Consider the following 26488-nt stretch of genomic DNA (forward strand, 5'->3'; position numbering starts at 1 on the left):
CGCCCGGTCCCATTCCGAACCCGGAAGCTAAGGCCACCTGCGCCGATGGTACTGCACTCGACAGGGTGTGGGAGAGTAGGACACCGCCGGAACATTCTTCGCGAAGGCCCCCAGCTCATGCTGGGGGCCTTCTGTGTATCCGGGGGTACCTGCGTGTATCCCGGGTACATATGGATAGGGTATGGATACACAGCAGGCTCCCAGCGGACAATCAGTTCAAATGGGGCCGGGAAGACAATGATCGACAGCATGATTCACCAGCTCGCGCCACAACGGCCGGCCGACCAGGCCCGCCGGTTCCGCTGGGCTGCTCTGTGGCTGCCCGCCACCTACAGCTATGTGGGTCTGCTGCTGCTGGGCGCCGTGGCCCTGACCATGGTCAGCGCGCCGCGGGAGTCGCGAATCGTGTTGCATGCCAGCACGAACCTGAACAATCTGACCGAGGGCCGCCTCGGCACGCTGTTCTCGAGCGCCTTCCTGGTGGGTGAGGGCGCGGCGACGGTGTTCCTGATCGTGCCGATGCTGGCCTGCCTGCTCGCTCTGGCGGAGCGGCGCTTCGGGACCCTGAAGCTGGTGCACACCTTCTTCGTCGGCCATGTGGGCGCGACCGTGCTGGTGGCGGTGGGGCTGTGGGTGGCGGTGCAGTCGCAACTGGTGCCGGGCAGTATCGCGATGGTCGAGGATGTCGGCGTCAGCTATGGCGCGATGGCCGTGGTGGGTGCGCTGGTGGCGGTGCTGCCGCCGCATCGCCGGTGGGTGTGGGCGAGTACCTGGCTGGCGTTCGCGCTGGGCGGGGTGGTGCTCTGGCACACCTTCACCAATGTGGGTCACTTTCTGGCGCTGTGCCTGGGTCTGGGCATCGGGCGGTTGACGATCCGCCGACAGGGCGGGGCGGTGCGGCCGCTGAACGTGCCGGAGTACCTGTTGCTGGCGGCCGGTTCCGTTTTCGCCTGCCTGATGCTGCTGGGCTGATGCCCGGTCACTAGACTCGACCGGTGCGCCTTGTGATTGCTCGTTGCCAGGTCGATTACGTTGGCCGTCTGACCGCCCATCTGCCCATGGCCCGTCGTCTGCTCATGATGAAGGCCGACGGTTCGGTGCTGGTCCATTCCGATGGCGGCTCCTACAAGCCTCTCAACTGGATGAGTCCGCCGTGCTGGCTGGAGGAACGGGAAACCGATTCCGAGACAACCCAACTGTGGGTGGTGTCCAACAAGGCCGGCGAGGAACTGCGCATCACCGTCGAGGACATCGAGCTGGATTCCAAGCACGAGCTGGGCGTCGATCCCGGGCTGGTGAAGGACGGCGTCGAGGCGCACCTGCAGGAGTTGCTCGCCGAGCACATCGAAACCCTCGGCCCCGGTTACACCTTGATCCGCCGCGAGTACATGACCGCCATCGGCCCGGTCGACATCCTGTGCCGTGACGCCGACGGCGCGACGGTGGCGGTGGAGATCAAACGCCGCGGTGAGATCGACGGCGTCGAACAGCTCACCCGCTACCTCGAACTCCTCAACCGCGACCCGCTGCTGGCTCCCGTCGCGGGCGTCTTCGCCGCCCAGCAGATCAAGCCGCAGGCCAAGACCCTGGCCGCCGACCGCGGCATCCGCTGCCTCACACTGGATTACGATGCCCTGCGCAGCACCGACTCCAGCGAGTTCCGGCTGTTCTAACCTCGATACCATGCCCCGCCGGAAACCCCGCCCCAAGGACTCGGCGCGATCCCACTCGGACCCGCGCCCCCTGGGCGACGTCTTCGGCCGCACCGAGCATGGTCCCGGGACCGACGAGACCTTCATCGTCCGCACGGTCCCCGGCACCCGCGCCACCAAGCCCTACCGGTGCCCCGGCTGCGACCACGTCATCCCACCGGGCACACCGCACATCGTCGCCTGGGCAGTCCACGGTGGCGAAGACGATCGCCGCCACTGGCATACCGGCTGCTGGAACGGCCGCAACACCCGCACCATCACCCGCCGCTGGTCCTGATCCCCGGGCGGCACAAACGAATCGTGCTGGCGCTGAGTGCGTTCGGGGCGGTTGCGGTATCGCGGCTCCTGCCCTGCCCGCAATCGTCGGTGACGGTCGCGGTTACGGACCACGGCAAGCCGATGGGCGGTAGCCCGGTGACGATGTCGGCCAGTGACCGTGGAGCCCGCGCGGGTCCTGATCGTCAACGGCTCCAGCGGGTTTGCATAGGGAAGGCCGCTTCCCCCGGAGGAGAAGCGGCCTTCGAACGGATGCGGGTTGTCGCCCGGTCGGTGAATTAGCTGGAGACGTCAGCGTTCTCGCGCTCGTCGACGATCTCGTCCTCGTCGCGAGCGTCGGCGATGGCCTTGCGGCCGCCCTTCTGGATGGAGCGCTGTTCCGGGGCGCCGTCGAGCAGTTCGCTCTCGCGGTTGACGGCGGCGAGCATGGCCGGGACCGAGTCGAGCTGGCCGCGGATACCGAGCAGCTGGGCCAGGACGCGGCCGCGGAGCACACGCATCTCCTCGGCAAGTTCCTTGGCGTGCGCGATCTTTCGATCCGCGGTGTTGGTCGCCGAGGTGATGAGGCGGTTGGCCTCGTCGGTGGCTTCCTTGATGCGCTGGGCGGCCTCGGCGCGCGAGGTGGCTTCCAGCTCCTCCATGGCGCGGGTCAGCTTGGTGCGCCGCTCCGCCATGGTGACCTCGAAGTCCTGCTGCGTGGCCTTGCGCTTGGCCTCGGACTCCTTGGTGAGGCGGTCTGCCTCGGCATTGGCGGCTTCGACGATCTTGGCGGACTCGGAGCGGGCGTTCGCGAGAGTCTGCTCGAACTCGATTTCGAGCGCTTCGCGCTTCTCCTTGGTCTCGGAGAGGAGCGATTCGTACTTCCCACGCATTTCGGTGGCCTGCTGCTCGGCAATCGAGATCATCTCGGCGGCCTCGGCCTGCGCCTGGGCGCGGACCTCGGAGGCCTCATCCGAGGCCAGACGCAGCATGCGGGAGATGCGATCGGACATGCCTTCGGCGGTGGTCGGCGGCACCGAGAGCCGGTCGACCTCCTTACGGAGCTCGTCGATCTCGTCCCGGGCATCCTCGAGCTGGGCCGCCAGGTTGCGGGCCTGGGCTGCGGCGGCATCGCGGTCGGTGGCGGTGACCCTCAGCTCGGCATCGAAACGGTCGAAGTAGTTACGCACCTCGTCACGGTCATAGCCCTTCCGCACAACGGTAAAGGGCAGCGCGACGAAGCGATTACGATCGGGCTCAGTGGACGACATGACCCACAAACTACAGCCTGACGACACCCAATGGTGACCCGACCGCGAATGTTGTTACGCCCTCTTTAGGAGGGCGGAACGCGGTACTAGTGGGTAGTTTTCGCCGCCGGTTCGACGAGTTCCACCAGCACACCGCCAGCATCCTTCGGGTGGATGAAATTGATGCGGGAACCAGCGGTGCCGCCGCGCGGCTCTGCGTACAGCAAACGCAAGCCACGTTCCCGCAGTTGCGCGGAAACAGCCTCGACATCGGTGACACGATACGCGAGCTGCTGCAGGCCAGGCCCGTTTCGGTCGATGAACTTCGCGATCGTCGACTCCTCGTTGAGCGGAGCCAGCAACTGCAGAGCGACCGAGCCGGCCGGAGTGCCGGGCACGGACAGCATGGCCTCGTGCACGCCCTGCGCCTCGTTGATCTCGCGATGCGTCTCCACCATGCCGAGATTGTCCCGGTACCAGGCCACCGCCGAATCGAGATCTGGCACAGCGATTCCGACATGATCGACGGCGGTGACGTATTCCGACGGGATGAATCCGGTGTTCTCTGTGTTGCTCACACCAGTGACGGTAGCGCGCCCCTCGGAAGGATGCCGGAGCGCCGCACGTTACCTTTGAGTACGGCTCCGATGGTTGGCGGAGCAGTCACCAAACGACGTAAGCGAGGCTCATCGTGACCACCACCTCCGTCATCGTCTCCGGCGCGCGCACCCCGGTGGGCCGGCTGCTCGGATCGCTGAAGGGCTTCAGCGGCTCCGACCTGGGCGGGTTCGCCATCAGGGCGGCGCTGGAGAAGGGCGGGGTGGCGCCCGAGCAGGTCGACTACGTGATCATGGGCCAGGTGCTCACCGCGGGCGCGGGCCAGATCCCGGCCCGGCAGGCCGCGGTCGCCGCCGGTATTCCGATGGATGTCCCGGCGCTCACCGTCAACAAGGTGTGCCTGTCCGGTATCAATGCAATTGCGCTGGCGGACCAGCTGATTCGGGCCGGCGAGTACGAGATCGTGGTGGCCGGCGGCCAGGAGTCCATGACCAACGCCCCGCACCTGCTGGAGAAGAGCCGCGAGGGCTACAAGTACGGCGACGTCAACCTGCGCGACAGCATGGCCTACGACGGCCTGCACGACATCTTCACCGATCAGGCCATGGGCGCGCTCACCGAGCAGCGCAACGACGCCGACGCGATCAGCCGCGAGGAGCAGGACGCCTTCGCCGCCGCCTCGCACCAGAAGGCCGCCGCCGCCTGGAAGAACGGCCTCTTCGCCGACGAGGTCACCCCGGTCTCGATCCCGCAGCGCAAGGGCGACCCGATCCAGTTCGCCGAGGACGAGGGCATCCGCGCCGACACCACGGCCGAATCGCTGGGCAAGCTGCGTCCGGCCTTCCGCAAGGACGGCACCATCACCGCCGGTTCCGCCTCCCAGATCTCCGACGGCGCGGCCGCGGTGATCGTCATGTCCAAGGCCAAGGCCGAGGAGCTGGGCCTGAGCTGGATCGCCGAGATCGGCGCGGCCGGCGTCGTGGCCGGCCCCGACTCCACCCTGCAGGACCAGCCCGCCAACGCCATCGCCAAAGCCTGTGCCAAGGAAGGCATTTCGCCCGCCGAGTTGGATCTGGTCGAGATCAACGAGGCGTTCGCGGCGGTCGGCATCGCCTCCACCCGCAAGCTCGGCATCGACCCGGAGAAGGTCAATGTCAATGGCGGCGCCATCTCCATCGGCCACCCGCTCGGCATGTCCGGCGCCCGTATCGTGCTGCACCTGGCGCTCGAGCTGCAGCGCCGCGGCGGTGGCGTCGGCGCGGCCGCGCTCTGCGGTGGCGGCGGCCAGGGCGACGCCCTCATCGTCCGTGTGAAGTAGGGACAACTGCTCATGAGGATCAGCCCCGGCTCGTGAGCCGGGGCTGATCCGGTTCTCATACCAGGAATCCAGCGCGCCCGTCCCAGATGTGACCAGGTCCACTACAGGGCGTCGTAGGCATCGGGCAGAATGGTTGCCATGGGTGATCTGTTCGACCTGTCCACGGTCGCTAAGCGCGTGCGTTTCTTCGGCCTGCTCGAGGTGCCCTCGTGGGTGCTGCTGTTCATCGGCTCGGCCCTGAAGCGCGCGGATGCGCTGGGGATCGCCGATCAGCCGATCAAGTGGCCGGTGATGGTGTTCGGCATGCTGCACGGCATCGTGTTCCTGGCCTACGCCATCAACTGCCTGCTGGCCTCGCGCGAGTTCGAATGGCCGGGCAAGACCACGGGTCTGGCGCTGCTGTCGTCGGTGGTCCCGTTCACGTCCGTGTTCTTCGAGCGGTGGGCGATCAACTCCGGTCAGCTGGGTGAACTGAGCCAAGCCGCGGCACCCGCCGCCGCACGGTCGTGACAAACTGGATGTCGTGACTCGACCTGCACGCCGTCCCTCCGCCGCCGCAGCCGCCGCCATGTCGGGCGCGGTGGACCTGTCCGCTCTCAAGCAGCCGGCCGCCGCCGCGGGAGATGTCCCGGGCGACCATGCCGTCACCGAGGCCAATTTCGAAGATCGAGTGCTACGGCGCTCCACTCAGGTGCCGGTGGTGGTGGCGCTGTACTCGCAGCGCAGCCCGGGGAGCATCGAGCTGGTGAAGCTGCTGGAGCAGCTGGTCGGCCAGAGCGGTGGTGACTGGGATCTGGCCACCGTCGAGGCCGAGGCCAATATGCGCATCGCGCAGGCCTTCGGCGTGCAGGGCATTCCGACCGTGGTCGCCGTGGCCGCGGGCCAGCCGCTCGCCGACTTCACCGGCAATCAGCCGGAGGAGCAGGTGACCCAGTGGATCGCCGCCGTGGTGGACGCCGTACGCGGCAAGCTTCCCGGCGTCGGCGCCGAGGCCGCCGCGGCCGAGTCCGAGGCTCCCGAGGATCCCCGCTTCGTCGCCGCCGAAGAGGCCTTGGAGCGCGGCGAATTCGACAATGCGATCGCCGCGTACGAGGCCATCCTGGCCGCCGAGCCGAACAACGCCGAGGCCAAGGCCGCCCTGCGTCAGGTCCAATTCCTTTCCCGCGTACAGGATCTCGACCCCGCCGCCGTCGCCAAGTCCGACGCCGACCCGGCCGATCTGGACGCCGCCATCGCCGCGGCCGACCTGGAGATGTTCAACCAGCAGCCGGAGGCCGCCTTCGACCGCCTCGTTGCCCAGGTCAAGCGCACCGCCGGCGACGACCGCACCAAGGTCCGCACCCACCTGCTCGAGCTCTTCGAGCTCTTCGACCCCGCCGAGCCCATCGTGGTCGCCGCCCGCCGCAAGCTCGCCGCCGCCCTGTACTGATGACTGGAGATCAGGGCGCTCTCACCGCGGGGATTCGGACGAAACCCGCAGAGAGGGCTCCCTGATCTTGTTCAGACGGTGGGGAGGCCGACGAGAGCGGCGTCGATACGGGACTGGGGGAGTTCGAAGTCGGGGATTTCGCCCGCGAGATAGCGCTCGTAGGCGGTCATGTCGAAGTGGCCGTGGCCGCACAGGGCGGTCAGCAGGACCTTCTCTTCACCGGATTCGCTGCAGCGCTTGGCCTCTTCGATGACGGCCGCCAGCGCGTGGGAGGGCTCGGGGGCCGGAAGAATGCCCTCGGCCTTCGCGAAAGTGACCGCCGCGGCGAAGCATTCGCGCTGCTGCTTCGCCACCGCCTCGAACAATCCGAGCTCGTACATGTGCGACAGCAGCGGCGACATGCCGTGATATCGCAGCCCGCCCGCATGCACCGGATCGGGGATGAAGTCGTGGCCCAGGGTGTGCATCTTCATCAGTGGGGTGAAGCCGGCGGTGTCGCCGAAGTCGTAGGCGTAGATGCCACGCGTGAACGATGGGCACGCGGCGGGCTCGACCGCCCGGATCACCGGATCGGCTCGGCCCGCGAGCTTTTCGCGCAGGAAGGGCAGGAACAGTCCCGCGAAGTTGGAGCCGCCGCCGGTGCAGCCGATGATCAGATCGGGCGGGCGTTCACCCGCCGCGGCGAACTGTTTCAGCGCCTCCTCCCCGATGACGGTCTGGTGCAGGAGTACATGATTGAGCACGCTGCCCAGCGCGTAGCGGGTTGCCGGATCGGCCGCGGCCACCTCCACCGCCTCGCTGATGGCGATGCCCAGGCTGCCGGGTGAATCCGGATGGTCGGCAAGGATTTTCGCGCCCGCGGCGGTGATCGGCGAGGGGCTGGCGTGCACGGTCGCGCCCCAGGTCTGCATGAGCGTGCGCCGGTGCGGTTTCTGGTCGTAGGAGGCGCGCACCATCCACACCTCGCAGTCGATGCCGTACTGCGCACAGGCGAAGGCGAGGGCGCTGCCCCACTGGCCCGCGCCGGTCTCGGTGGTCAGTCGCCGGGTGCCCTCGGCCGCGTTGTAGAACGCCTGCGGCACAGCGGTATTCGGCTTGTGTGAGCCGGCGGGGGAGACGCCCTCGTACTTGTAGTAGATCCGGGCCGGGGTGCCGAGCGCCTGCTCCAGCCGTCGTGCCCGGAACAGGGGCGTCGGCCGCCAGAGCCGGTAGACGTCGATGACCTCGTCCGGAATGTCGAGGTAGCGGTCGCCGCTCACCTCCTGCCGGATGAGCTCCATCGGGAACAGCGGGGCCAGATCCTCGGGCCCGACCGGCTGTCCGGTGCCGGGGTGCAGTGGGGGCGGAGGTGGTGCGGGCAGGTCCGGGATGACGTTGTACCAACGCCTCGGGATCTCGGATTCGTCCAGCGTGATCTTGGTGCGCTCGTCCACGGAACCCTCCCGGCTCGAAACGGCTGTCTGTCCAGACTGCTCTCGCAGCGGACCCGTTGGTGTGGAATTCGCCGGATTGTCTCTGTCGAGCGGGGCCTGGGCTGTATGCATTCTGCTGGTGTCACCCGCGCTGCTGGTGTCACCCGCGCAGGCGCCAGGCGGCGGCTCCACCAGTCCCTGCCCGGGTGAAGGAGTCTCGATCAGTGCCCCGGATCGTGTGTTTCGTGCTCGTCGAGGGCGTGTTGCAGGGTGGCGTTGAGGGCTTGGGCCTCGGCGAGCTGGTCTTCGAGGATCACGATTCGGCACGCCCCTTCCAGGGAATTGCCGGCGTCGATCAGCCCGCGCACGCGCGCGGCGATGCGCAGCTGATAGCGCGAGTAGCGGCGATGTCCGCCCGCCGAGCGTTGCGGGGTCAAAAGGCGTGCGGCGTCGAGGGTGCGCAAGAACGCCTGGGTGACGCCGAGGATCTCCGCCGCGCGGCCCATGCTGTAGGCGGGGAAATCTTCGTCATCGAGTCTGTCTGTCCCACCCGCGCCGCCGGTGGGAGTCGTATCTGGTTGCTGCACAGCACCTCTCGGGGTTGTGAAACGACGGGAGGCCCCGGCGCGGGTGCGCCGGGGCCTGGGGTCTACATGAATGAAAGGGTCGAACTGTTCATCGGCCTCCACAGGCCGATGGCGTACACCACACCCGAGACGTCTCGGGTCGCGGAACAGGGTTGTCGACTACTCAGTGGCCACCACCTCCATACGTTCGGGTCCTGCCTGCGAAAAACGTTGCCTTGCTGTGCCCCGCCCCTCCGGCGGCGGTCCAGCAGCCAGAGGGCCAGCCGGATTCTCGCCTGCCCCGGAGGGGGCGGGGGTACCGCATACCAGGCAGTTCACCTGCCCAGTCACTCGATCTCTCACTTGAACGACAGTGAAATTACACAGCCACATACGGAATGTCTAGAGCTTCCACTACAGAATTTTTCCGGGCACTGCCGATCAGCCAGCGGACGTTGCGGCCGGGGCGCGGTTGGCTTCGGCGGTCAGTAACCGAAGGCCGGATCGGCGAGCAGGGCGATCACGAACGCGACGCCGGCGCGGAAGTCGTCGGTGACGCCGTCCTCATCGAGGCGCTCCGGCGCAGCGGCGAGAGCCGGGACAGCTTGCATGGCAGGGTTTTCGGTGAGTTCCTCGATCAGGCAGTCCTCGGGGCCGCGGCCTGGCGTAGACGGCACGGTCCACGCCGGGGCGTCCGAGGAATCGTTCATGGATGGCGCGGGCGATCTCAGCGCGGACTTCCGCACCGGCGCGGCGGCTGAGTTCGTGGACGCGCTGGGGCAGGTCGTAGGCGTGCTCGGCGGCCGACATTCGGGGCTGTGAAGGTCAGGTTCTCCTTGACGAACTCCACGCGCACGCCCTTGCCGGTGAGGGCGCGCACGAGCCGGCGCAGGTCGTCGAGGTTGCGGGCGAGGCGGTCCATCGAGTGCACACGCACGGTGTCGCCCTCGCGGACGAACCCGATCAGCTCGTCGAGTTTCGGGCGGGCTGTGTCCTTGCCGGAGGCTTTGTCGAGGAGGTCTTCTCGACGTCGAGGTCCTCCTGGCGGGCGGTGTTCTGATCGACGGTAGAAATGGGCAGGCGCCGCATTATCTGCGGCAACATCCTTAGAGCCGGATCCCGCAGAGGTGGGCTGCCAGGTGTTTCCGTCGCGCGTCGCCCGCGCGGGCGACTCCGGAATTCATCCGTGGCAGCACGCTGGATTGATAGCCAAACCGGTTAGCGCGACTTTTCGCGGATCTGTCCCTCGACCCCCGAGCCCCCCGCCGAGGCCCATGAGGACTGGAACCGCTCGCGTGCGCAATCGGCTGCCCGCCTGGGAATGGGGCTGGGGGACCGTTGTTTTCGGGGGCTATGGATGGCCTGGCTCAGGCAAGGACGCCGGTGTACAGGTCGAAGCTGCCGTCGGGCTGCTGCTCGCAGACGTAGTGGGTTCCGCCGGTGCTCGGGTCCTGGCCGTCGGCCTCGCATGCGGCCTGGGTGGCGTAGTTGCCGATGTAGTCACCGCCGGGGTCGGCCTGGGCGACACCGATTCCGAGGGTGGCAGCGGCACCGACCGTGAGCAGGCCGGAGACAACGGCGGTGGCAATCTTGATCATGGGCTTCCTTGCTGTGAGGGCTCAGGGGGGTTGTGAGGACTCGGAGGGCCCGAGTTCGACAACAGTAGAGCAGGCCGGCCTCGGCAGCCAAGCCGAGTGCTACCAGCCCGGATTCGCTATTGAGAAGGTGAAAACCACTCCGTAGCAGCACATCACGAGGAAGGCGTTGGATAACTCGTCGGCCATGGCCGGACATCCTGCGCTACAGCCGATTCGACCCCTCGAAAACGAATCGCACGACATGAGAAACGGTGCCGTTTTGGCCTGAAACCAACCTCGGATAGATCCCAGGAGTATCCGGTCCGATACCGCGATGTCGGGCATTGGTCGGTGATCCTCGGGGAGGGCCAGCGGGGTGTTGAGGTAGCTGTAGACGGTGTCGCGGTGGACTCCGAATTCCCTGGCCAGCGTGGCTTTCGGCTCGCCGGCCGCGGCGCGGGTGCGCAGGGTATGGGCCTGTTCGGTGGTGAGGGCGGGTTTGCGGCCTTTGTAGACACCGCGGGCTTTGGCTTTGGCGATGCCTTCGCGTTGGCGTTCGAGGATGAGGGCGCGTTCGAATTCGGCGACCGTGCCCATCATGTTCAGCAGCAGGTTGGCCATCGGGGTGTCCTCGCCGGTGAAGGTGAGGCCCTCTTTGACGAACTCGACCTTGATCCCGTCCTCGGTCAGCCCGCGTACCAGCTGGCGCAGGTCGTAGAGACTGCGGGCGAGCCGGTCCATGGAGTGCACGACCACGGTGTCGCCATCGCGGACGTAGTCCAGCAAGGCGGTCAGTTGCGGGCGTTCGCGGTCTTTTCCGGAGGCCTTGTCGGTGAAGGTCTTGTCGACGCGGATCCCGTCGAGTTGCCGTTCGGTGTTCTGGTCGCCGCCGGAAACTGTGACCAGCGAATATAGGTATCGGTGGCGATGTTCCGGCGGTCGAAGGTCTTAACGGAACACCGCCGAACCCGGCAACCTGCCTGCGTGCGCGACGAATGTGCCGGTCAGGCGAACTTCGTTGTTTTCCGGGCCGCTTCTGCCGGGACTCCAACTGCTCACCACCGTCGCACCCGCCGACAGCCAGAACATGGGCATCAATCGGCACAACTGGTCACCGGTACCGATCGCAGCGATTCTTCGACCGCACCGCTCAGCGCCACCGTCACCCGGCTGACCATCGATCGTGTACAGGTCACGCGCCGATATTCTGGGTGCGCTCCATGGTCGGCCATGGCAGGCTCCGTGTATGTCGATCGTTGACGTGTCTCCCGAGGTGTCCATCGCGTACGAGAGCTTCGGCGACCCTGGGGATCCCGCTGTCCTGCTCGTGATGGGTTTTGGCGCGCAGATGCTCGCCTGGCACGAGGACTTCTGCCGGGCGCTGGCAGATCGCGGCCGTTACGTGATCCGATACGACAACCGTGACTGCGGGCTGTCCACCAAGTTCGACGATTACCCCGTCGACCTGGGCACGTTCATTGCCGCCGTGAGCTCGGGCGACATTCCCGGCGCCCTCGCGATGGTTCCCTACCGGCTTCTCGATATGGCCGGCGATGGCCTTGGCTTGCTGACTGCGCTCGGTATCGAACGAGCCCACGTGGTCGGCGCCTCGATGGGAGGAATGATCGCCCAGATGATGGCCCTGTCCTGCCCTGAGCGGGTGCTGACCTTGACGTCGATGATGTCCTCGACAGGCGAGAGCGAATACGGCCAGCCCAGCCCGGAGGCCCAGGCGGTGCTGTTCGGTTCGAAGCCCGCAGACCGCGAGGGGTACGTCGCGGCAGCGGAGAAGGAACTGGTGTGGGCCTCCAAGCGATACGGCGACACCGCGGTGTTGCGCGAGCTGGCCGCCGACAGCTACGACCGCGCCTACTACCCCGCGGGGATCGGCCGACAGCTCGGTGCGATGATCCTCAGCGGTTCACGCGCGGACGCACTTCGCGAACTCCTGATGCCAACGCTGGTGATCCACGGCCTGGACGACACGCTGATCGACCCGAGCGGCGGGAAACGCACCGCGGACCTGGTGCCCGGCGCCGAGCTCCTGCTGATCCCCGACATGGGCCACGACCGCCCACGCGAGCTTTGGTGCAGGCTGATCGATGCGGTGGTGGAACACACCAGCTGATCCGGTACGTCCGCAGCGCAGCGCGGGGCGCGCGCACGGGTCGACCGGGCTGATATGTGGGCTGTTTTGTCAAGTGGCAGGTGAAAGCGGTCCCGGTAGCGTCGTCGGCCGCCGGGACCGCTTTCGTGTGCGGTCGAGTGGTCTGTTCGGGCCGTGTCGTGGCTGGCGACGGCGTGGTCAGACTGATATGCGTGGGTTGGTTACCACAGGACGACTGTTCGATGGGACGGTGCCGCTTGTCTAGGGTCGGGCGTCGCGACGCGAAAAGCGTTGCTGCCCATAGAGCGATCGCGGGTCGTCCCGCACGCCGGTCCGGGTTTCGCCGCTCGGCCGCGGTCTGGTGGTGATCGGTCAGGTGTCGAGGACCGCCAGTGACCAGCACCAGCCGGCGAGTTCACGGGCCACGGCGACGTTGGCGATCACGGGGCGTTTGTGGTGGGCGGTATGGGTGATCGCAGCGCTGGTGGTTGTCTCGTTGGAAAGGAGTGGCAGCCCCGTCACAGTCACGACGCTCTGCCGTAGAGCGCCCGGAAGTGCAGCAGCGTCTGATGGTCCGAGTCGGATTCCGTCAGCGTGTGGCTGTCCTCGAGGACACCGTTCTCATCCCACTGCTTGGCCCACAGCGCAATGCCGTACTCGTACTCGCCGTCCTCCGCGAGCTGCCCGTTCCTGTGCCACTCACGAGCCCGTCCATGCAGCGCACCCCGTACGAACGTCGAGTCCACCATGGGCTGTCCCGACGGGTACCACTCCTTCGTCGGCCCCCATCGCAGACCCTCCCGGTAGGTCGCCTCGGACCCGACGACGCCGCCCTTCTCCGTGAACGCGACCCCGGTGAAAGGCACGCCGTCCAGGTAGTGGAGACCGTCGCCTTCGTAGCCGACTCGGTCCGCCGGGACTCGATCCATCGACATCTCCGGGCTGTCCGCCGCGTCTGGCTCGACGCGTGCATATTGTCGGCTGCTGGTCGGCAAGTTCGGGCCGCCGCCGACGACTTGTGATATCCGGTCCGATTCTGCCAAATTCTGGGGTCTTCCGAGGAGCGCTGCCGGGCACGGCGGGACCGTCGAGCCAGGCTGGCCACGGCAGCTGGGCGGTGATAACCCGCCACTGAGCGTCGCTGGTATCGCAGGTGTTGCGGCGCGCTTCCGCACCGGCTGGCGGGCGCCATGCCCGAGCAAGCAGGCCACACACAGGCAGCTTTCTCGGCGGCACCGAGGACGGCAGCAGCGACGCAAGGGCAGAACGACATGACGGAACCTCTTGGCGCACACGGTAACTGGCCATTTCCGTGCTGCCAGGAGGTTCCGCTTCATCCGGCTCGGGCGAGATACCGTGGGAGCGCATGGCATCCAGCAGTCCGCCGCCTGCGCATTTCCCGTCGTTCTATGGCCGACGCCCGCATCGACCAGCCTAACCTGGTCGCCGCTTCGCACCAGGAAGCCGCCGACCGGAAGTGCAATGCTCCCATCCGGATTCAGATGATCTCGATGGCATGCCCATGCATCGGAAACGCCTGGCCGACTGAGGATTTCATCGGCAATCTCGATACCGTACCCAGCCAGCAGGGAGTGATCTCGATGTCACCGACGCGGAGGGTTCCGGCAATGTCCTGCGCGCGCGTCATACTCAGCGCCAACCGGTACACCGCCCGGTCGATTCCATCCGGAAGTAGTGTCATTCCGCGCCAATGTTTTCGACGTGAGGGTGGCGGTGCATGCCACACAGGATCGAAACCGCTGACGACGGGTCTGTTTTCGGCGTAGGCGATCGACAGCGTTGACCAGTCGGAGCGCGAACCCCAGCCGGTTCGGATCCCGGCGCCGGGCCGCGATCAACTTGCGATCCTCGTCATCGAGATGGAAAGCGCTCCAATTCGATTCGGGACAACACGCCGAACCGCCCATACCCCACAGCGTCCTCACCACGCACAGCCGCACATGAAACCAGCAGCGCCCAACCACGCTCACGATTTGCGAATCAAACCAAGCGGTCCGCCCCGGCCACGTCAGATCCCGAATCCTTAGCGCCGGATCCCGTTCAGTTACACCACTACTGCGATCACAGGCGCTGCGAGCATCGTGGCTGCCTCGACGCGGGTGATGTGGTGGAAGCGAAGCCAGAGCACCTGTACGGTGGCACGCAGCGACTACTTCTTGCGGGCTTCTTCTGCGAGCGGCCGGGCGGTTCCTGGGTTCGCAAACAGACAAGCTCTGTTGCAGACGAGGAACTTCTAGGAGTAGTTGTGGCAGCACATCTGATGGCGGCAGAAGTAGATGCGGTCGTCGAGCGGGCCGTTGTCGAACAACGGCTGGTCGGTGTCAGTGTCATGGTCAGCGTGGGCGGCAAGCTCCTGTATCGCCGTAGCGCTGGGTTGGCGGATCGAAACACTGGCCGGCCACTCCCCGATGATGCGATCTTCCTGCTGGCCTCGATTACGAAACCGTTTGTGTCGGTGCTGGCCATGCAGCTCGCTGAGGCCGGGCAACTCGACCTGGCGGCACCGGTCAGCGAATACTTGCCCGATTTTCGTCCAGCCCTGTTGGATGGGAACCGTCCGGACATCACCGTCCTGCAGTTGCTCACCCATACAGCCGGGCTGTCATACGGAATGTCTCCCGAGGACTACGCGGCTTTCCACGTCGCGGGTGCGAGCAACGGGATGGATGTGCCGGGGCTGAACTCAACCGATGCGGCGAACCGGTTGGCTAAGGTGCCGATGCGCTTCGCGCCCGGCACCAGTTGGGAGTACTCCACCGGGATGGATGTGGTCGGCTGGGTCATCGAAGCCGTGACTCACCGGCGGCTGGGCGAGTCCGTGGCCGAATACATCACGGGTCCGCTCGGCATAGTCGACACGGGTTTCGTGGTGTCCGACGCAGCGCGGCTGGTTACCTACTACACCAATGCCTCCCCGAAACCGCAGGTGGTGCATGAGGGCTCAGTGATCGTCGCAGGTACGGACCGAACCAGCGTCGCTCCGGGGCGCATTCTCGACCCGATGTCATATCACTCCGGTGGCGCGGGCATGGTGGGGACCGTGGCGGGGGTGTGGACCTTCCTGGAAGCGGTTCGCACCGGTCGTCTACTCGACGCGGAATCGTGGAGTCGCATGCTGACCGTGCAAGCAGGCATGGACAAGATCCCGACTGGTCCCGGCGTCGGCTTCGGTATTGGCTGGGCGGTGCTTGATGATCCGGTGCGGAACGGAAGCCCTCAATCGAGGGGGACTCTCAACTGGGCGGGTACTTATGGACACAACTGGTTCATTGATTCCACCCACGAAATCACCGTGGTCTCGCTGAGCAACACCACACCCGCGGGCATGTTCAGTGATTACACGCTGCAGCTGCGCGACGCCGTCTACCGCGGTTTGGCGCAATGACCGGCACAGCGCGATCGGCGGCATTACCGCGGTGCGCCACGAGGCACGTTGTCGTATCCCCGGCGCAGCCGGGACGGACTGGAAGGAGGTCTGTGGTCCGATGACTGACCCCAGGTGGTTTCCGGGGCGACGCCTCCGGCTCGGACACCCCGGGTTCGGGATCTCGTCGGCGAGGTGGTCGTGAGGGCTGGGCGCGAGAGGTGGTTTCGGGATTCTGACGGTGTAGATGGTTGTCGTGCGCCGTTCGACGACTACGGTGGTTTCGTAAGCCCCGAGGATTTGCCGATCCGAGAACCGGATGTGTGTGCCCGGGTGGTTGAGGCAGCGAACCGTCAGGGCCGACTGATCGGCATCGTCGGCGGTCACGTCCGCGAACATCACTCGCCAATCGGCTCACGAACGCTGGTCGAAGATCACCCGCTGATCGTTTTCCGAACACGCGGAAGGCCCGCAGAAGCGATCTGCGGGCCTTCGTTGCGACCGGACCGGGTAGCTGTTCGCCTCAGGCGGCGAGGGCGGCGGTGATCTTGCGGGTCATCTCGGCGGTGGCAGGGCCGGGCTGGGCGGCGGCGTCGATAGCGATCGTCACGGTGGTGGCGAAGTTGGTGGCCTCGGCCGGGTCCTGCTGCCCCAGCAGGTGCATCGAGGCGCTCAGCGCGGGCAGTACCTGGTCGGCGAGGGCGGCCACGGACTTGCCGTAGACGTTGACGTCACGTTTCTTCTCGGCCAGGACGTGCCCGACCGTGCCGGTGGCCGAGCACAAGGCGACCGAGCCGCGGGTGGCGGCCTTGTGCGGCGAGCCGCCGGTGGCTCCTGCCGCGGCGACCAGGGCGACGGCGCCGTAGGCGGCGGTGCGGAGGGTGGTCTTGTCCTGGTCGGTGAGGGTGATGGTGCTCATGGTCGTGGACTCCTGGTGGTGTGGTGCGCCAAGCGGCTCGGTGGACGAGCGGGTTGGATTGTCCGCGTGGACTTTTCGTGGCCCGCCGGGCTGGGTTGCCCGTGTCGATGTGACTACTGTCGCCAGTCACGCTGATAGCGACCTGACAGCAGCCTGACGCGCCACCTACACACCCACACCGCGACCCGGGCCCGTGCCGCCGGCGACCCCTGCCGCCTGTGCGGCAGCACCGTCCTCCACTCGGTCCTCGACGCCCGAAACCTGTTCTGGTGCCCCACCTGTCAGCTCGCCTGACTGCTCCTGTCGAACCTCCTCCCGTCAGGTCCGGTACGCCGAGCATGAATCGCTCGATGCCCTCGGCGCCGAGCGGCGTTTGCCGCAGAAATCACTAAAGGTACGCATCTCCGTTTCACATTCGCCCTGCGAAGTTGTGATGGTGGGGCTAAATTGGTCACACGTCCAGGAGATCGCTGGACGGTTCATCGCTTGTACTCGAAATCGACTGTCCTGCACGGTAATCGAGCAGTAGGCGTTTCGATGTGAATCACACGAGAGCAGATTTTCCATGCGATACATCATTCTGATCACCGCTTCCCTCGCCCTCGCCCTCGCTGTCGGGGCCGGACCCGCCACCGCCGAACCGCTCACGGTGGAGGATCCCAGCGCGACACCGGTCGATGCGACGACCGATGTGGCGCTGCCGCCGGGCCAGGCCTGTCTGCAGAGTTTCCTCAGCGGCTGGGCCGAATCGGCTGCGACCGGGTCGGTTACCGGGTCCGCGACCGGGTTCCTCGGGGGATCCTCCGGTGGACCGCAGGCCGGATCCGCCGCCGGGTTGGCGGCCGGGATTCTCAGTGCTCTGACCAGTGGGTCCGGCGGCGGACTCGCCGCCTGTGGTCTCGACGAACTGAACAACGATGCGCCCGACGGCTTTACCGGCTCGACCACCGGTCCAGGTCGCGGATATCTGACCGGATCGGCCAGCGGCTTCGCGTCCGGCTCCAGCAACGGTCTGCCGAGCGCACTGGGTGGCAGCGTGCTCTCCGGATTGTTCGGCGCATTGACCAGCGGCTCGAGTCAAGGATCGAGTCACTAGGAGAACGGGTTTCGGCATTGGTCGGGTCCGGACCCGGGGTCCGGACCCGACCTACGCGGGCGTCCACCTTCACGGCGCACCGCCGCGTTGACCGTTCACAGGTAGCGCATCTCGTTCAACGCCCCTTCGTACGGGAGTTGATTTTCCGGGAGGATGCCGGTGGACCACAGCCCTCGGCTGACACTCCACAGCACCCGGTGCACGACACCACCACACCAAACCGCCACGGGCACAACCAGAAACCAACCGTCGGCCAGTCCTCACGGCCGACCAACATCATCATCGGCAGCCAAGCACCAACTAGCCCCACGCACATGCCGAGCGCGAAAACCGGTACCCAGCAGGCGGCTACGCCACATCCGCCCGGTTTTCGGCAACCCCAATTTCGGACTGCCCGGCTACAGGCGACCCGACAGTTGGGTCAGTGACCGGTAGTTGCGCTTGCGGCGGGTCGGGTGCGGCGTGGGTAGGGGTTGCGGGCGTGAGGATGACGGGGGTCGGGGGATCGAGGTGCGGCCGGATCGGCGGGCATGGCGGGCTGCATGATCGTGTCCCACCACGGACGCAGGGGGCTGGGTTCGGGCCAGTACACCACGCGGGAGTCGTCGGGATCGGTTGCGGCGGCGGGTATCCGGTGCCCGGCGGCGCGAGGGCGCGGGTGGCCGGTGGCCTGGGGCGGGTGTGTGGAAGTCATGGCGATTACCGGAGTCGGGCTGTGGTGGGGAGCAGCTGTGATGTGGTCGCGTTTCGTACGGTTACGGGCGGGTGGTCCATGCGGGCGGTGGCGGGCTGGCCACCGCCCGCTGGTGTCGAGTTCATGCGGCGCGTGCGCGGCAGCGGGATCGATACGGCCGATCGGGTCGGGTTCGTGGGTGCGGCCGGCCGGTGGCCGCCGCGGGCGTGGGCAGGACGCTGGTGGTGCGGGTGTAGGGCACGACGCGGGTGGCTTCGGGGCCGCGGCTGGTGTCGGTGGCGGTGAACACCACCGGTTGCCCGGCGGTGAGGGTTTTGAGTCCGGGGACGTCGATCACCTGGTAGTCGACGAACACCGCGGGGCCGGTGTCGGGTGTCAGGAATCCGAAGCCCTTCTCGGTGTTGAACCAGGCGACGTGGCCGTGCTGCCAGCGCGGCAGCTGCTGCGCGTCGTGGGTGTGGGGTTCGCGCCGGGAGGTGGCGAGGATTTGGCTGTCAGTTGGCATTGTCGTGGTCGTAGTCGTCATCGCAGTCCAGTGGGGTGATCCAAGCTTGGTCGATACGGTCGGTGATCCCGGCGTGCTCGAGCGCGCCGCGCACGATTTCCGCGGCGGTGCCAGTGTCGTCGGGTCCAGTCCGGCCTCGCCGTCGCTGTCGCCGACGGGAAGGTTCTGTTCGGCGCGGTCGAAGTCGCTGCCTGCCGGGGCGAAGGTCGCGGTGCTGCCCATTGCTTTCCCCTCCTCGTTTGTCGATCGTGGTCGATGAAGCGAAAGGGCCGGGTGAGCCCGGAAGAACCACAGCTGACCGGGCTCACCCGTCGACGGAAGGAATCTGAACAGGACTTCCCTGTGAGGTGTTCTCGCGCGGGCCGACGAATCCGTGCCCTGTCTGCCGGGGTGCCACTCGCCGTCGCTGTGCACGCGCCGGACCGAGGGGTGTCCGTGAGGTGCTGGTGCCGGTGCGCAGGCCCGGACACGGTCGTCGGCCCTTGGTCGCGAGAACAGTTGTGTAGGAGAACGTTTCGTGTGATCTGCGTTGTTTGTCGATGCGTCTGACAGGCATCACCTCGCTCTCACTGGTCGTCGAATACCGCGCCGAGCCGGGCTCGGGTGTGCTGTGGGCGGGCCGCGTCCTCGACCCTTCGCGGGGCCGGGCCGGTGACCATGGTGCCGGGTGGTCGGCCACCGGCGGCCCAGCCGTGGCCGGGGTGTGCGGGGTTCGCGGCGCGGCGGGCAGCCCCAGCGGTCGACGGCGCGGCGCAGGATGTCGTCGATCTCGGCGAACAATCCCTCGAGATCAGGATCCAAGCCCAGTAGCTGGGGATCCAGCCACCACAATTCTTCGGAGGTCTCGCTCGGTGCGGGACCGGTCGAGCATCTCGTCACGAGGATCATCACAGGGCCTCCCGTGATGGCGCCGGGCTCAGGCGTTGATGGCCTGATGCTCGCCGGTGTGGTGGGTGATCTCGATCTTGCGGGGTTTGGCCTTCTCCGCGACCGGGATCACCAGGCGCAGCACGCCGTCGCGGTAGTCGGCGCGGATGGCGTCGGTGTCGAGGTTCTCCCCGAGGAACAGCTGGCGGGAGAACACGCCGCGGGTGCGTTCGGCGGCGAGCATCGACCGGTCCGGGTCCAGTTGCGGGCGTGACGCTTTGACGGTCACCACGTTGCGTTCGATGTCCAGGTCCAGGGATTCGGGGTCAATGCCGGGCAGGTCGAGTTCGACGTAGAAGTCGTCGCCCTCGCGCCAGGCGTCCATCGGCATGACTGCTGGGCGGGCCGATGTGCCGAACATCTGCTGGGTCAGGCGATCCAGATCCCGGAACGGATCGGTGCGCATCAGCATGGTCGCCACCTCCACTCACTCCATTCTCTCTCGGTGGTGCTCAGATAACCTCTGTCATCTGGCTGAGATTTGTTTTAGCACTCCACCGAGGAGAGTGCAAGCAGCGCGCTGAGGTAATCTGATGGCATCGAGAAATGAGGAGCAGGATGCTGGATCGACACGACCCCCTGCCCGGCCCGGGTGGTGATCACCGGCCGGGCCCGGGGCAGGCGGTGTACGGGATCTCGGTGGCTGCCGAGCTGGCCGGGATGGGGGCGCATTCGCTGCGCCTGTACGAGCAGCACGGTCTGGTCACCCCGGCCCGCAGCGCGGGAGGTACCCGCCGCTACAGCGACGACGATCTCGCCCGGTTGGCGCGCATCGCCGCGCTGGCCGGCCAAGGGATCAACCTCGCCGCCATCGCGCGCATCCTCGACCTCGAAGACACCAACACCGCACTACGCCACTCCAATGCCGCGCTCACCGCCGAACGCGACCGGCTCCGCGACACGCCATGACCGGCACACCCCGGCGGATCGGCCCGCACGCCACCGATACCGCGGTGCTCGAGCGGATCGGCCCGGTGCTCCACGACATCGCCCGCGACCTGGCCACCCTGCGCCAGCTCGAACACATCCAGCGCCAGCACCAGATCACACTCGCCTGCACCGAGACCATCGCCACCGACCTGCGCGTCGAGATCGCAACGCTGGCACAGGATCTCGCTCATGCCCATGCACTCCCCGAACCCGTGCGCCCACATACTCTCCCCACGTCACCTCGTCCGCCGGGATCGGGATCAGAACAGGGTGTCGCGCACCCGTAGCGGTCGGTAACCGGTCGGCCCGAGGGCGTCGATGTCGACCTCGATGGCGCCGAAGAAGTTGATGTTCTCGCTGTGCGCTGGTGAGATGTGGGCCAGCACATCGTCGTCGACTCGCCGTCCTGCCCGCCGCATCTGCTCGACCACGAGCCCGTAATACTCTGTGGTCCAGGTGATTAGGGCGTTCGTGACCAGGGGCAGACACCATGCCTGCTCGGTCTGGGCTTCCAGGTGACGGGCGCGGATGGCTCCTTGATCTGCGACACATCGACTTTCAGCTGATCCGCCAACCGCGCTACCACCACCGGCGGCGCGGCCGCGACCTTGTTCGGAACGAACCCCAGCCACGGCAGTGTGCACAACGCCACCGACAGACCGAGCTGATCCTCCGGACCGCGACCCCGCCCCGGCGCAAAAAACGCAATATCGGCCGGAGTCAGCGTGAAGAACCGGAACAGCTCCTCACGGCTGATCTCCGGAAACTCCCGCAGGCTCACCAACTCCTCAGCCGCGAACACCTGCGTCGCCACGAAACCCGACCTCCAGCACACCGACCAACCTCATCGGCAGCCAAACCAAGCACCTACCGCACCCGCCCGCAGCCAGAACCGACCACAATCGTCGCTGGTCCAGCCATATGTGTTGGTTTCCGCGCGATTACCAGTCCGGAATCCCCCAATCGTGCGGAAGTTAGTAAGCTAGTGCGTATGATAAGCACATACGAAGAATTGCTGGCCTCGGGAACCGAACTGCTCGCGCTGGATGCCCGCGCGGTGCGCACCAGCATCGAGGTGGTGGCGGGACTGACGCCCGCCGATCTGGACGCACCCACGCCCTGCGCAGGCTGGACACTGCGAGACCTGCTGGAGCACATGATCGTTCAGCACTACGGTTTCGCGGCCGCCGCCCGCGGCGAGAGCGATCTCGCGCTGTGGAAGCCGCAGCCGCTCGGCGACGATCCGATCGGTGAGTACCGGGCGGCGGCCGAGCACGTGCTGGCCACCTTCGCCGAGCCGGGCGTCCTGGAACGGCAGTTCCCACTGCCGGAGGTCCGCGACGGCATCGTGATTCCCGCGCCGCTGGCCATCAGCTTTCACTTCATCGACTACATCGTGCACGCCTGGGATGTGGCGCGGGCGCTCGGGCAGACCGTGGAATTCGACGCGGACCTGCTGAGCGCCGGGCTGCCGGTGGCCGAGGCGGTGCCGCGCGGTCCCGAGCGGGAACGGCCGGGCTCGTCGTTCGCGCCCGAGGTCGCCCTGCCGGAGGCGTCCGGGCTGGATCGGATCCTGGCTGTGCTGGGCCGCGCGCCCGGCTGGCCGGAGTGATCGGAGGGAGCCCTTCCGTGGATGGTTCCTCACTCCCGTCCAGTGGGGAACCGGTCGTCCTACCCGGTGCCGGCGGGTGGCGTCTTCGACAACCAGAGGGCGCTGTTCGGCGCGAGGGTCAGGGCGGCCGACACCGGGCGGCCGTGCCAGGGCACGGGCTCGGCGGCGATTGCGTCGGCATTGCCCGTGCCGCTGCCGCCATAGGCGATGGCATCGGTGTTCAGTACCTCGTACCACGAATCCGGTTCGGGCCCGGGCAATCCGATGCGATAGCCGTCGAGCTGACGGCCCGAGAAGTTGTAGACGCAGGCGAGAATGGATCCGTCGGTGCCGTAGCGCAGGAACGACAACACATTGTTGTCGCGGTCGTCGGCGTCGATCCAGGAGTAGCCGCCCGGCGACGTATCCTGGCTCCACAGTGCGGGATTGGCGGCATACCGCCGGTTGAGGTCCCCGACCAGCCGCTGAATGCCCTGGTGCAGAGGGTTTTCCAGCTCGTGCCAATCCAGTCCGCGATCGTGGTCCCACTCCCGGAACTGACCGAATTCCTGGCCCATGAACAACAGCTGTTTGCCCGGATGCGCCCACATGTAGGCCAGCAGCGCGCGGACCCCGCTCGCCTTGGTGAAATCGTCGCCGGGCATCCGGGTCCACAGCGTCCCCTTGCCGTAGACCACCTCGTCGTGGCTGATGGGCAGCACGTAGTTCTCGCTCCAGGCGTACGTCAGCGAGAAGGTGACCTCGTTGTGGTGCCAGGTCCGGTACACCGGGTCGTGTGCGAGATACCCGAGCGTGTCGTGCATCCAGCCCATATTCCATTTCATGGTGAAGCCCAGGCCGCCGACCTCGGTGGCGCGGGTGACCCCCGGCCAGGTGGTGGACTCCTCGGCCACCGTCAGCACGCCCGGATGGTGCTTGTGCACGGTCGCGTTCATTTCCTGCAGGAAGGCGACGGCCTCCAGATTCTCGCGGCCGCCGTGGATGTTCGGCTCCCAGTCGGGGCGGGAGTAGTCCAGGTAGAGCATCGAGGCCACGGCGTCCACGCGCAGGCCGTCGATGTGGAACTCCCCGATCCAGTACAGCGCGTTGGCGACCAGGAAGTTGCGGACCTCGTGGCGTCCGAAGTTGAAAACGTAGGTGCCCCAGTCGAGTTGCTCGCCGCGGCGCGGATCGGCGTGCTCGTAGAGGGCGGTGCCGTCGAATCTGGCCAGCGCCCACTCGTCCCGCGGGAAGTGCGCGGGCACCCAGTCGAGGATGACGCCGATTCCGCTGCGGTGCAGGTGATCCACCAGGAACCGGAAGTCGTCGGGGGAGCCGAAGCGGGCGGTCGGCGCGTAATAGGAGGTGACCTGGTAACCCCAGGAGCCGCCGAAGGGATGCTCGGCCACCGGCAGCAGCTCGACATGCGTGAAGCCCTGGGCGAGCACGTATTCCGCCAGCTGCTCGGCGATCTCGCGATACCCGAGCCCCGGCCGCCACGAACCCAGATGCACCTCGTAGACGCTGACCGGCGCGCGCAGCGGATCAGTTAGGGCCCGCGCCCGCAGCCATTCGGCGTCGCCCCAGGCGAATTCGCTCGCGGTGACGACCGATGCGGTCGCGGGCGGGACCTCGGTGGCGTAGGCCATCGGATCGGCGTGGTCGACGGTGCGTCCGTCCGCCCCGCGCACGCGGTACTTGTACAGCGCCCCGGCCTCGATGCCGGGCAGGAACAGCTCCCACACCCCGGAATCGCCGAGTTTCCGCATGGGGGCGGTGTTTCCGCTCCATCCGTCGAAATCCCCGATCACCGCCACGCCCCGCGCATTGGGTGCCCACACCGCGAAGGCCGTGCCGGACACCTCGCCGTCGAGGGTGGGGTAGCGCTTCGGGTGCGCGCCCAGCACCTCCCAGAGCCGCTCGTGCCGGCCCTCGCCGAGCAGGTGCAGATCGACGTCACCGAGGGTGGGCAGGAAGCGGTACCCGTCCGCGTCCACCACCGTGCGCCCGCCGGGATAGGAGGTGACCAGGCGGTAGTCCCACAGCTGTGGGAACGGCACCACGGCCTCGAACACGCCGTGCTCGCGGTGTGCCAGCGGATGATCCACGCCGCCGATCCGGGCCGCGACCGTCTCCGCGTGCGGCCGCAGCACCCGGATGACGGTCCCGCCGGGATGCGGATGCGCCCCCAGCACCGTGTGCGGATCGGGGTGCGTGCCCGCCGCCAGCAGCAGAAGGTCGCGCCGATTCATCGGAACGATCGGCGATGGGCGAGCTCGGTGCGCGCGGCGGCCGGCACCGGCGGCAGCACGAGAATGTGGGCCGCCACCCGGGCCGGGTCCAGGCGCACGTAATTGCTCTGGCCCCAGTGGTATTCCTCGCCTGTGACCTCGTCGTACACCGTCGGCCGGTCGTGCCATTCGCGTCCGATGGCGGGCAGGTCGAGCGAGACCATGCCCTGCTCGGCGCCGAACGGGTTCAGGTTCACCACCACGAGCACCGCGTCGCCGGTGGTGGGGTCGAACTTCGAGAACGCCAGCAGCGCGTCGTTGTCCACGTAATGGAAGTGGATGCAGCGCACCTGCTGTAGCGCGGGATGCGCGCGCCGGATCTCGTTGAGCCGGGTCAGCCACGGCTCCAGGGATTCCCCGCGTGCGGCCGCCTCGGCGAAGCGGCGTGGCCGCAGCTGGTATTTCTCGGAGTCCAGGTACTCCTCGCTGCCCGGCTGCACCGCCTGGTGCTCGTACAGCTCGAAGCCCGAGTACACGCCCCAGGTGGCCCCGAGCGTCGCGGCCAGCACCGCGCGAATCGCGAACATGCCGGGCCCGCCGTACTGCAGGCTCTCGTGCAGGATGTCGGGGGTGTTCACGAACAGGTTGGCCCGGGCCTCATCGGCCTTGGCGGCCAATTCCCGGCCGAATTCCTCGAGGTCGTGTTTGTGGGTGCGCCAGGTGAAATACGTGTAGGACTGGCTGAATCCGCGCCGCGCCAGACCGTACATGCGCGCGGGACGGGTGAATGCCTCCGACAGGAAGATGATCTCCGGATTCTTCCGGTGCACCTCGGCGATCAGCCATTCCCAGAAGTCCGCCGGTTTGGTGTGCGGATTGTCGACCCGGAACACGGTGACGCCCAGGCCGATCCAATGCCGCACCACCCGTAGCACCTCGGCGTAGAGCCCGTCGGGCTCGTCGTCGAAATTGAGCGGATAGATGTCCTGATACTTCTTCGGCGGATTCTCCGCGTACGCGATGGTGCCGTCGGGCAGCGTGGTGAACCACTCCGGATGCGCCGCCACCCACGGATGGTCGGGCGCGCACTGCAGCGCCAGGTCCAGCGCCACCTCCATACCCAATTCCCGTGCGGCCGCGACGAAGTCGATGAAATCGGCCTCGGTGCCCAGCAGCGGGTGGATGGCGTCGTGCCCGCCCTCTGCCGAGCCGATGGCCCACGGCGAGCCGACATCCGTGGGTCCCGCGGTCAGGGAGTTGTTGGGCCCCTTGCGATTCACGGTGCCGATGGGGTGGATCGGCGGCAGGTACACCACGTCGAAGCCCATGCCGGCGATGCGGGGCAGATCCTTGACGGCGGTGGCGAAGGTGCCGTGCACGGGCCGGCCCTCGGCGTCCCAGCCGCCGGTCGACCGCGGGAAGAATTCGTACCACGCCCCGACCAGCGCCCGCTGCCGCTCCACCTGCACGGTGTGCAATGGTCCGTGAGTCACGAACTCCCGCAACGGTGTTGCCCGCAGGATCTCGCCGACCTCGGCGCCGAAGGCGGCGGCGACCCGGGCGGGCAGTTGCGCGTCGCCGCGCAGCGCGGCGGCCGCGGCGCGCAGGATCTCCCACTGCCGCTTCGGGACCGCGAGCGCGGCCCGCTCCAGCAGCCGGGCCCCGGTCTCCAGATCATTGGCCAGATCGACGGCGCTCTGGCCGACGGCGAGCTTGGCCTCGACCCCGGACCGCCAGGTGGCGAGGGGATCGCTCCAGCCCTCGATCCGAAAGGTCCAGCGCCCGGGCATGGTCGGGGTGAACACCGCGTTGAACACGTCCGGCTCGTACTCCGGGCTCATGCGAATGCGGTGCGTGCGTGTCGAACCCGGGGCCTGCACCGCCAGCGTGGCGGCGACCGCCTCGTGGCCTTCGCGCCAGACCACCGCTCGCACCGGGACGACCTCACCGACCACGGCCTTGGTCGGCCGGCCGCCGGGAATCACGGGGGCGGTGTCATCGATGGCGATGCGGCCGGTCACGCCCT

The 26488-nt window shown here is 67.2% G+C and carries 29 protein-coding genes, 1 rRNA gene and 4 pseudogenes; 15 read left to right on the top strand and 19 right to left on the bottom strand.

The annotated features are described in order from the left end of the window. The 4 genes from rrf to AB0L60_RS31995 form a co-directional block, all read left to right on the top strand. A 5S ribosomal RNA gene (gene rrf, locus AB0L60_RS31980) occupies positions 1 to 92 on the top strand; the annotation flags it as partial. A 157-nt stretch (positions 93 to 249) separates the two neighbouring features. After that, entirely contained in the window at positions 250 to 972 is a 723-nt protein-coding gene (locus tag AB0L60_RS31985; protein WP_364621604.1) for a rhomboid-like protein, read from the top strand. Between the two features lie 23 nt (positions 973 to 995). Beyond that, positions 996 to 1673, top strand: a complete 678-nt coding sequence (gene nucS / locus AB0L60_RS31990) for an endonuclease NucS (RefSeq protein ID WP_364621607.1) — start codon at positions 996 to 998, stop codon at positions 1671 to 1673. 10 nt (positions 1674 to 1683) lie between these two features. Continuing rightward, positions 1684 to 1989 (top strand): ATP/GTP-binding protein, encoded by a 306-nt coding sequence (locus tag AB0L60_RS31995; protein WP_364621610.1) that lies wholly within the window; start codon positions 1684 to 1686, stop codon positions 1987 to 1989. 277 nt (positions 1990 to 2266) lie between these two features. Here the strand turns inward: AB0L60_RS31995 and AB0L60_RS32000 are convergent, their stop codons facing one another. Further along, a complete protein-coding gene (locus tag AB0L60_RS32000; protein ID WP_364621612.1) occupies positions 2267 to 3238 on the bottom strand; it encodes a hypothetical protein in 972 nt (323 codons plus the stop codon). A gap of 86 nt (positions 3239 to 3324) precedes the next feature. After that, positions 3325 to 3795 (bottom strand): methylmalonyl-CoA epimerase, encoded by a 471-nt coding sequence (gene mce / locus AB0L60_RS32005; RefSeq protein WP_354850160.1) that lies wholly within the window; start codon positions 3793 to 3795, stop codon positions 3325 to 3327. Between the two features lie 113 nt (positions 3796 to 3908). Between mce and AB0L60_RS32010 the strand changes: the two genes are divergently transcribed. The 3 genes from AB0L60_RS32010 to AB0L60_RS32020 all read left to right on the top strand — a co-directional run bounded on the left by AB0L60_RS32010 (position 3909) and on the right by AB0L60_RS32020 (position 6522). After that, a complete protein-coding gene (locus tag AB0L60_RS32010) occupies positions 3909 to 5093 on the top strand; it encodes an acetyl-CoA C-acetyltransferase (RefSeq protein ID WP_364621616.1) in 1185 nt (394 codons plus the stop codon). Positions 5094 to 5231: 138 nt separating this feature from the next. Next, the gene (locus tag AB0L60_RS32015) at positions 5232 to 5603 is read left to right on the top strand and encodes a DUF3817 domain-containing protein (protein ID WP_354850166.1); all 372 of its coding nucleotides are present in this window, start codon (positions 5232 to 5234) and stop codon (positions 5601 to 5603) included. A 58-nt stretch (positions 5604 to 5661) separates the two neighbouring features. Beyond that, positions 5662 to 6522, top strand: coding sequence for a tetratricopeptide repeat protein (locus AB0L60_RS32020; protein ID WP_364621932.1), 861 nt, complete (start codon positions 5662 to 5664; stop codon positions 6520 to 6522). A 71-nt stretch (positions 6523 to 6593) separates the two neighbouring features. On the opposite strand, the gene AB0L60_RS32025 is transcribed toward AB0L60_RS32020, so the two are convergent. The 6 genes and pseudogenes from AB0L60_RS32025 to AB0L60_RS32050 form a co-directional block, all read right to left on the bottom strand. After that, positions 6594 to 7955: a TrpB-like pyridoxal phosphate-dependent enzyme gene (locus tag AB0L60_RS32025; protein ID WP_364621620.1), complete on the bottom strand. Its 1362-nt coding sequence runs from the start codon at positions 7953 to 7955 to the stop codon at positions 6594 to 6596. 200 nt (positions 7956 to 8155) lie between these two features. Next, complete coding sequence (locus AB0L60_RS32030; RefSeq protein ID WP_364621623.1) at positions 8156 to 8521, bottom strand: MerR family transcriptional regulator; 366 nt, start codon at positions 8519 to 8521, stop codon at positions 8156 to 8158. A gap of 464 nt (positions 8522 to 8985) precedes the next feature. Next, the gene (locus AB0L60_RS32035) at positions 8986 to 9210 is read right to left on the bottom strand and encodes a hypothetical protein (RefSeq protein WP_364621626.1); all 225 of its coding nucleotides are present in this window, start codon (positions 9208 to 9210) and stop codon (positions 8986 to 8988) included. Between the two features lie 107 nt (positions 9211 to 9317). Then, positions 9318 to 9604: pseudogene (locus AB0L60_RS32040) on the bottom strand (recombinase family protein); the annotation flags it as partial. A gap of 263 nt (positions 9605 to 9867) precedes the next feature. After that, positions 9868 to 10098, bottom strand: a complete 231-nt coding sequence (locus AB0L60_RS32045; RefSeq protein ID WP_364621630.1) for a hypothetical protein — start codon at positions 10096 to 10098, stop codon at positions 9868 to 9870. 354 nt (positions 10099 to 10452) lie between these two features. Next, positions 10453 to 10983, bottom strand: a pseudogene (locus AB0L60_RS32050) (recombinase family protein); the annotation flags it as partial. 340 nt (positions 10984 to 11323) lie between these two features. Here AB0L60_RS32050 and AB0L60_RS32055 point away from each other — a divergent pair. Beyond that, positions 11324 to 12205 (top strand): alpha/beta hydrolase, encoded by an 882-nt coding sequence (locus AB0L60_RS32055; RefSeq protein ID WP_364621633.1) that lies wholly within the window; start codon positions 11324 to 11326, stop codon positions 12203 to 12205. Between the two features lie 351 nt (positions 12206 to 12556). Here AB0L60_RS32055 and AB0L60_RS32060 read toward each other — a convergent pair whose 3' ends face one another. The 3 genes from AB0L60_RS32060 to AB0L60_RS32070 all read right to left on the bottom strand — a co-directional run bounded on the left by AB0L60_RS32060 (position 12557) and on the right by AB0L60_RS32070 (position 13886). Then, positions 12557 to 12706: a hypothetical protein gene (locus AB0L60_RS32060; protein ID WP_364621955.1), complete on the bottom strand. Its 150-nt coding sequence runs from the start codon at positions 12704 to 12706 to the stop codon at positions 12557 to 12559. Positions 12707 to 12708: 2 nt separating this feature from the next. After that, a complete protein-coding gene (locus AB0L60_RS32065) occupies positions 12709 to 13113 on the bottom strand; it encodes a hypothetical protein (RefSeq protein ID WP_364621636.1) in 405 nt (134 codons plus the stop codon). 569 nt (positions 13114 to 13682) lie between these two features. Beyond that, the gene (locus AB0L60_RS32070) at positions 13683 to 13886 is read right to left on the bottom strand and encodes a hypothetical protein (RefSeq protein ID WP_364621639.1); all 204 of its coding nucleotides are present in this window, start codon (positions 13884 to 13886) and stop codon (positions 13683 to 13685) included. 564 nt (positions 13887 to 14450) lie between these two features. On the opposite strand from AB0L60_RS32070, the gene AB0L60_RS32075 reads away from it, so the two are divergent. Then, complete coding sequence (locus tag AB0L60_RS32075) at positions 14451 to 15590, top strand: serine hydrolase domain-containing protein (protein ID WP_364621642.1); 1140 nt, start codon at positions 14451 to 14453, stop codon at positions 15588 to 15590. A 502-nt stretch (positions 15591 to 16092) separates the two neighbouring features. Here AB0L60_RS32075 and AB0L60_RS32080 read toward each other — a convergent pair. Beyond that, complete coding sequence (locus AB0L60_RS32080) at positions 16093 to 16488, bottom strand: hypothetical protein (protein WP_364621644.1); 396 nt, start codon at positions 16486 to 16488, stop codon at positions 16093 to 16095. Positions 16489 to 16686: 198 nt separating this feature from the next. On the opposite strand from AB0L60_RS32080, the pseudogene AB0L60_RS32085 reads away from it, so the two are divergent. Together AB0L60_RS32085 and AB0L60_RS32090 are read left to right on the top strand one after the other, a co-directional pair. Beyond that, positions 16687 to 16782: pseudogene (locus AB0L60_RS32085) on the top strand (zinc finger domain-containing protein); the annotation flags it as partial. A gap of 271 nt (positions 16783 to 17053) precedes the next feature. After that, positions 17054 to 17584 carry a hypothetical protein gene (locus AB0L60_RS32090; RefSeq protein ID WP_364621646.1) on the top strand — a complete coding sequence of 177 codons (531 nt, stop codon included), beginning with the start codon at positions 17054 to 17056 and terminating at the stop codon, positions 17582 to 17584. A 421-nt stretch (positions 17585 to 18005) separates the two neighbouring features. On the opposite strand, the gene AB0L60_RS32095 is transcribed toward AB0L60_RS32090, so the two are convergent. Both AB0L60_RS32095 and AB0L60_RS32100 read right to left on the bottom strand, forming a co-directional pair. Further along, entirely contained in the window at positions 18006 to 18278 is a 273-nt protein-coding gene (locus AB0L60_RS32095; RefSeq protein WP_364621649.1) for a hypothetical protein, read from the bottom strand. Positions 18279 to 18399: 121 nt separating this feature from the next. Further along, positions 18400 to 18783 (bottom strand): cold shock domain-containing protein, encoded by a 384-nt coding sequence (locus AB0L60_RS32100; RefSeq protein WP_364621652.1) that lies wholly within the window; start codon positions 18781 to 18783, stop codon positions 18400 to 18402. 46 nt (positions 18784 to 18829) lie between these two features. On the opposite strand from AB0L60_RS32100, the gene AB0L60_RS32105 reads away from it, so the two are divergent. Further along, positions 18830 to 19042: a hypothetical protein gene (locus tag AB0L60_RS32105; protein ID WP_364621655.1), complete on the top strand. Its 213-nt coding sequence runs from the start codon at positions 18830 to 18832 to the stop codon at positions 19040 to 19042. A gap of 657 nt (positions 19043 to 19699) precedes the next feature. Here the strand turns inward: AB0L60_RS32105 and AB0L60_RS32110 are convergent. Next, on the bottom strand, positions 19700 to 20122 hold the full coding sequence (locus AB0L60_RS32110) for an HSP20 family small heat-shock protein (RefSeq protein WP_364621935.1): 423 nt from the start codon (positions 20120 to 20122) through the stop codon (positions 19700 to 19702). A 146-nt stretch (positions 20123 to 20268) separates the two neighbouring features. On the opposite strand from AB0L60_RS32110, the gene AB0L60_RS32115 reads away from it, so the two are divergent. Next, on the top strand, positions 20269 to 20619 hold the full coding sequence (locus AB0L60_RS32115; protein WP_364621657.1) for a MerR family transcriptional regulator: 351 nt from the start codon (positions 20269 to 20271) through the stop codon (positions 20617 to 20619). Continuing rightward, complete coding sequence (locus tag AB0L60_RS32120) at positions 20616 to 20927, top strand: hypothetical protein (RefSeq protein WP_364621659.1); 312 nt, start codon at positions 20616 to 20618, stop codon at positions 20925 to 20927. Before AB0L60_RS32115 ends, AB0L60_RS32120 begins: the two co-directional genes overlap by 4 nt. Here AB0L60_RS32120 and AB0L60_RS32125 read toward each other — a convergent pair. Both AB0L60_RS32125 and AB0L60_RS32130 read right to left on the bottom strand, forming a co-directional pair. Next, a pseudogene (locus tag AB0L60_RS32125) lies at positions 20901 to 21185 on the bottom strand (Tn3 family transposase); the annotation flags it as partial. The gene AB0L60_RS32120 and the pseudogene AB0L60_RS32125 sit on opposite strands and share 27 nt — an antisense overlap. Next, positions 21101 to 21475 carry a DUF4158 domain-containing protein gene (locus tag AB0L60_RS32130; protein WP_364621661.1) on the bottom strand — a complete coding sequence of 125 codons (375 nt, stop codon included), beginning with the start codon at positions 21473 to 21475 and terminating at the stop codon, positions 21101 to 21103. The pseudogene AB0L60_RS32125 and the gene AB0L60_RS32130, both read right to left, overlap by 85 nt. A 156-nt stretch (positions 21476 to 21631) precedes the next feature. On the opposite strand from AB0L60_RS32130, the gene AB0L60_RS32135 reads away from it, so the two are divergent. Then, positions 21632 to 22252 (top strand): TIGR03086 family metal-binding protein, encoded by a 621-nt coding sequence (locus AB0L60_RS32135; RefSeq protein ID WP_364621663.1) that lies wholly within the window; start codon positions 21632 to 21634, stop codon positions 22250 to 22252. Positions 22253 to 22311: 59 nt separating this feature from the next. Here AB0L60_RS32135 and glgB read toward each other — a convergent pair whose 3' ends face one another. After that, positions 22312 to 24483 carry a 1,4-alpha-glucan branching protein GlgB gene (gene glgB, locus AB0L60_RS32140; protein WP_364621665.1) on the bottom strand — a complete coding sequence of 724 codons (2172 nt, stop codon included), beginning with the start codon at positions 24481 to 24483 and terminating at the stop codon, positions 22312 to 22314. After that, positions 24480 to 26483, bottom strand: a complete 2004-nt coding sequence (locus AB0L60_RS32145) for an alpha-1,4-glucan--maltose-1-phosphate maltosyltransferase (RefSeq protein WP_364621668.1) — start codon at positions 26481 to 26483, stop codon at positions 24480 to 24482. The genes glgB and AB0L60_RS32145 overlap by 4 nt, the downstream gene beginning before the upstream one ends. Positions 26484 to 26488 lie beyond the last annotated feature (5 nt).

This window comes from Nocardia sp. NPDC051981 (assembly GCF_040680715.1).
In the GTDB taxonomy this organism is placed as follows: domain Bacteria; phylum Actinomycetota; class Actinomycetes; order Mycobacteriales; family Mycobacteriaceae; genus Nocardia.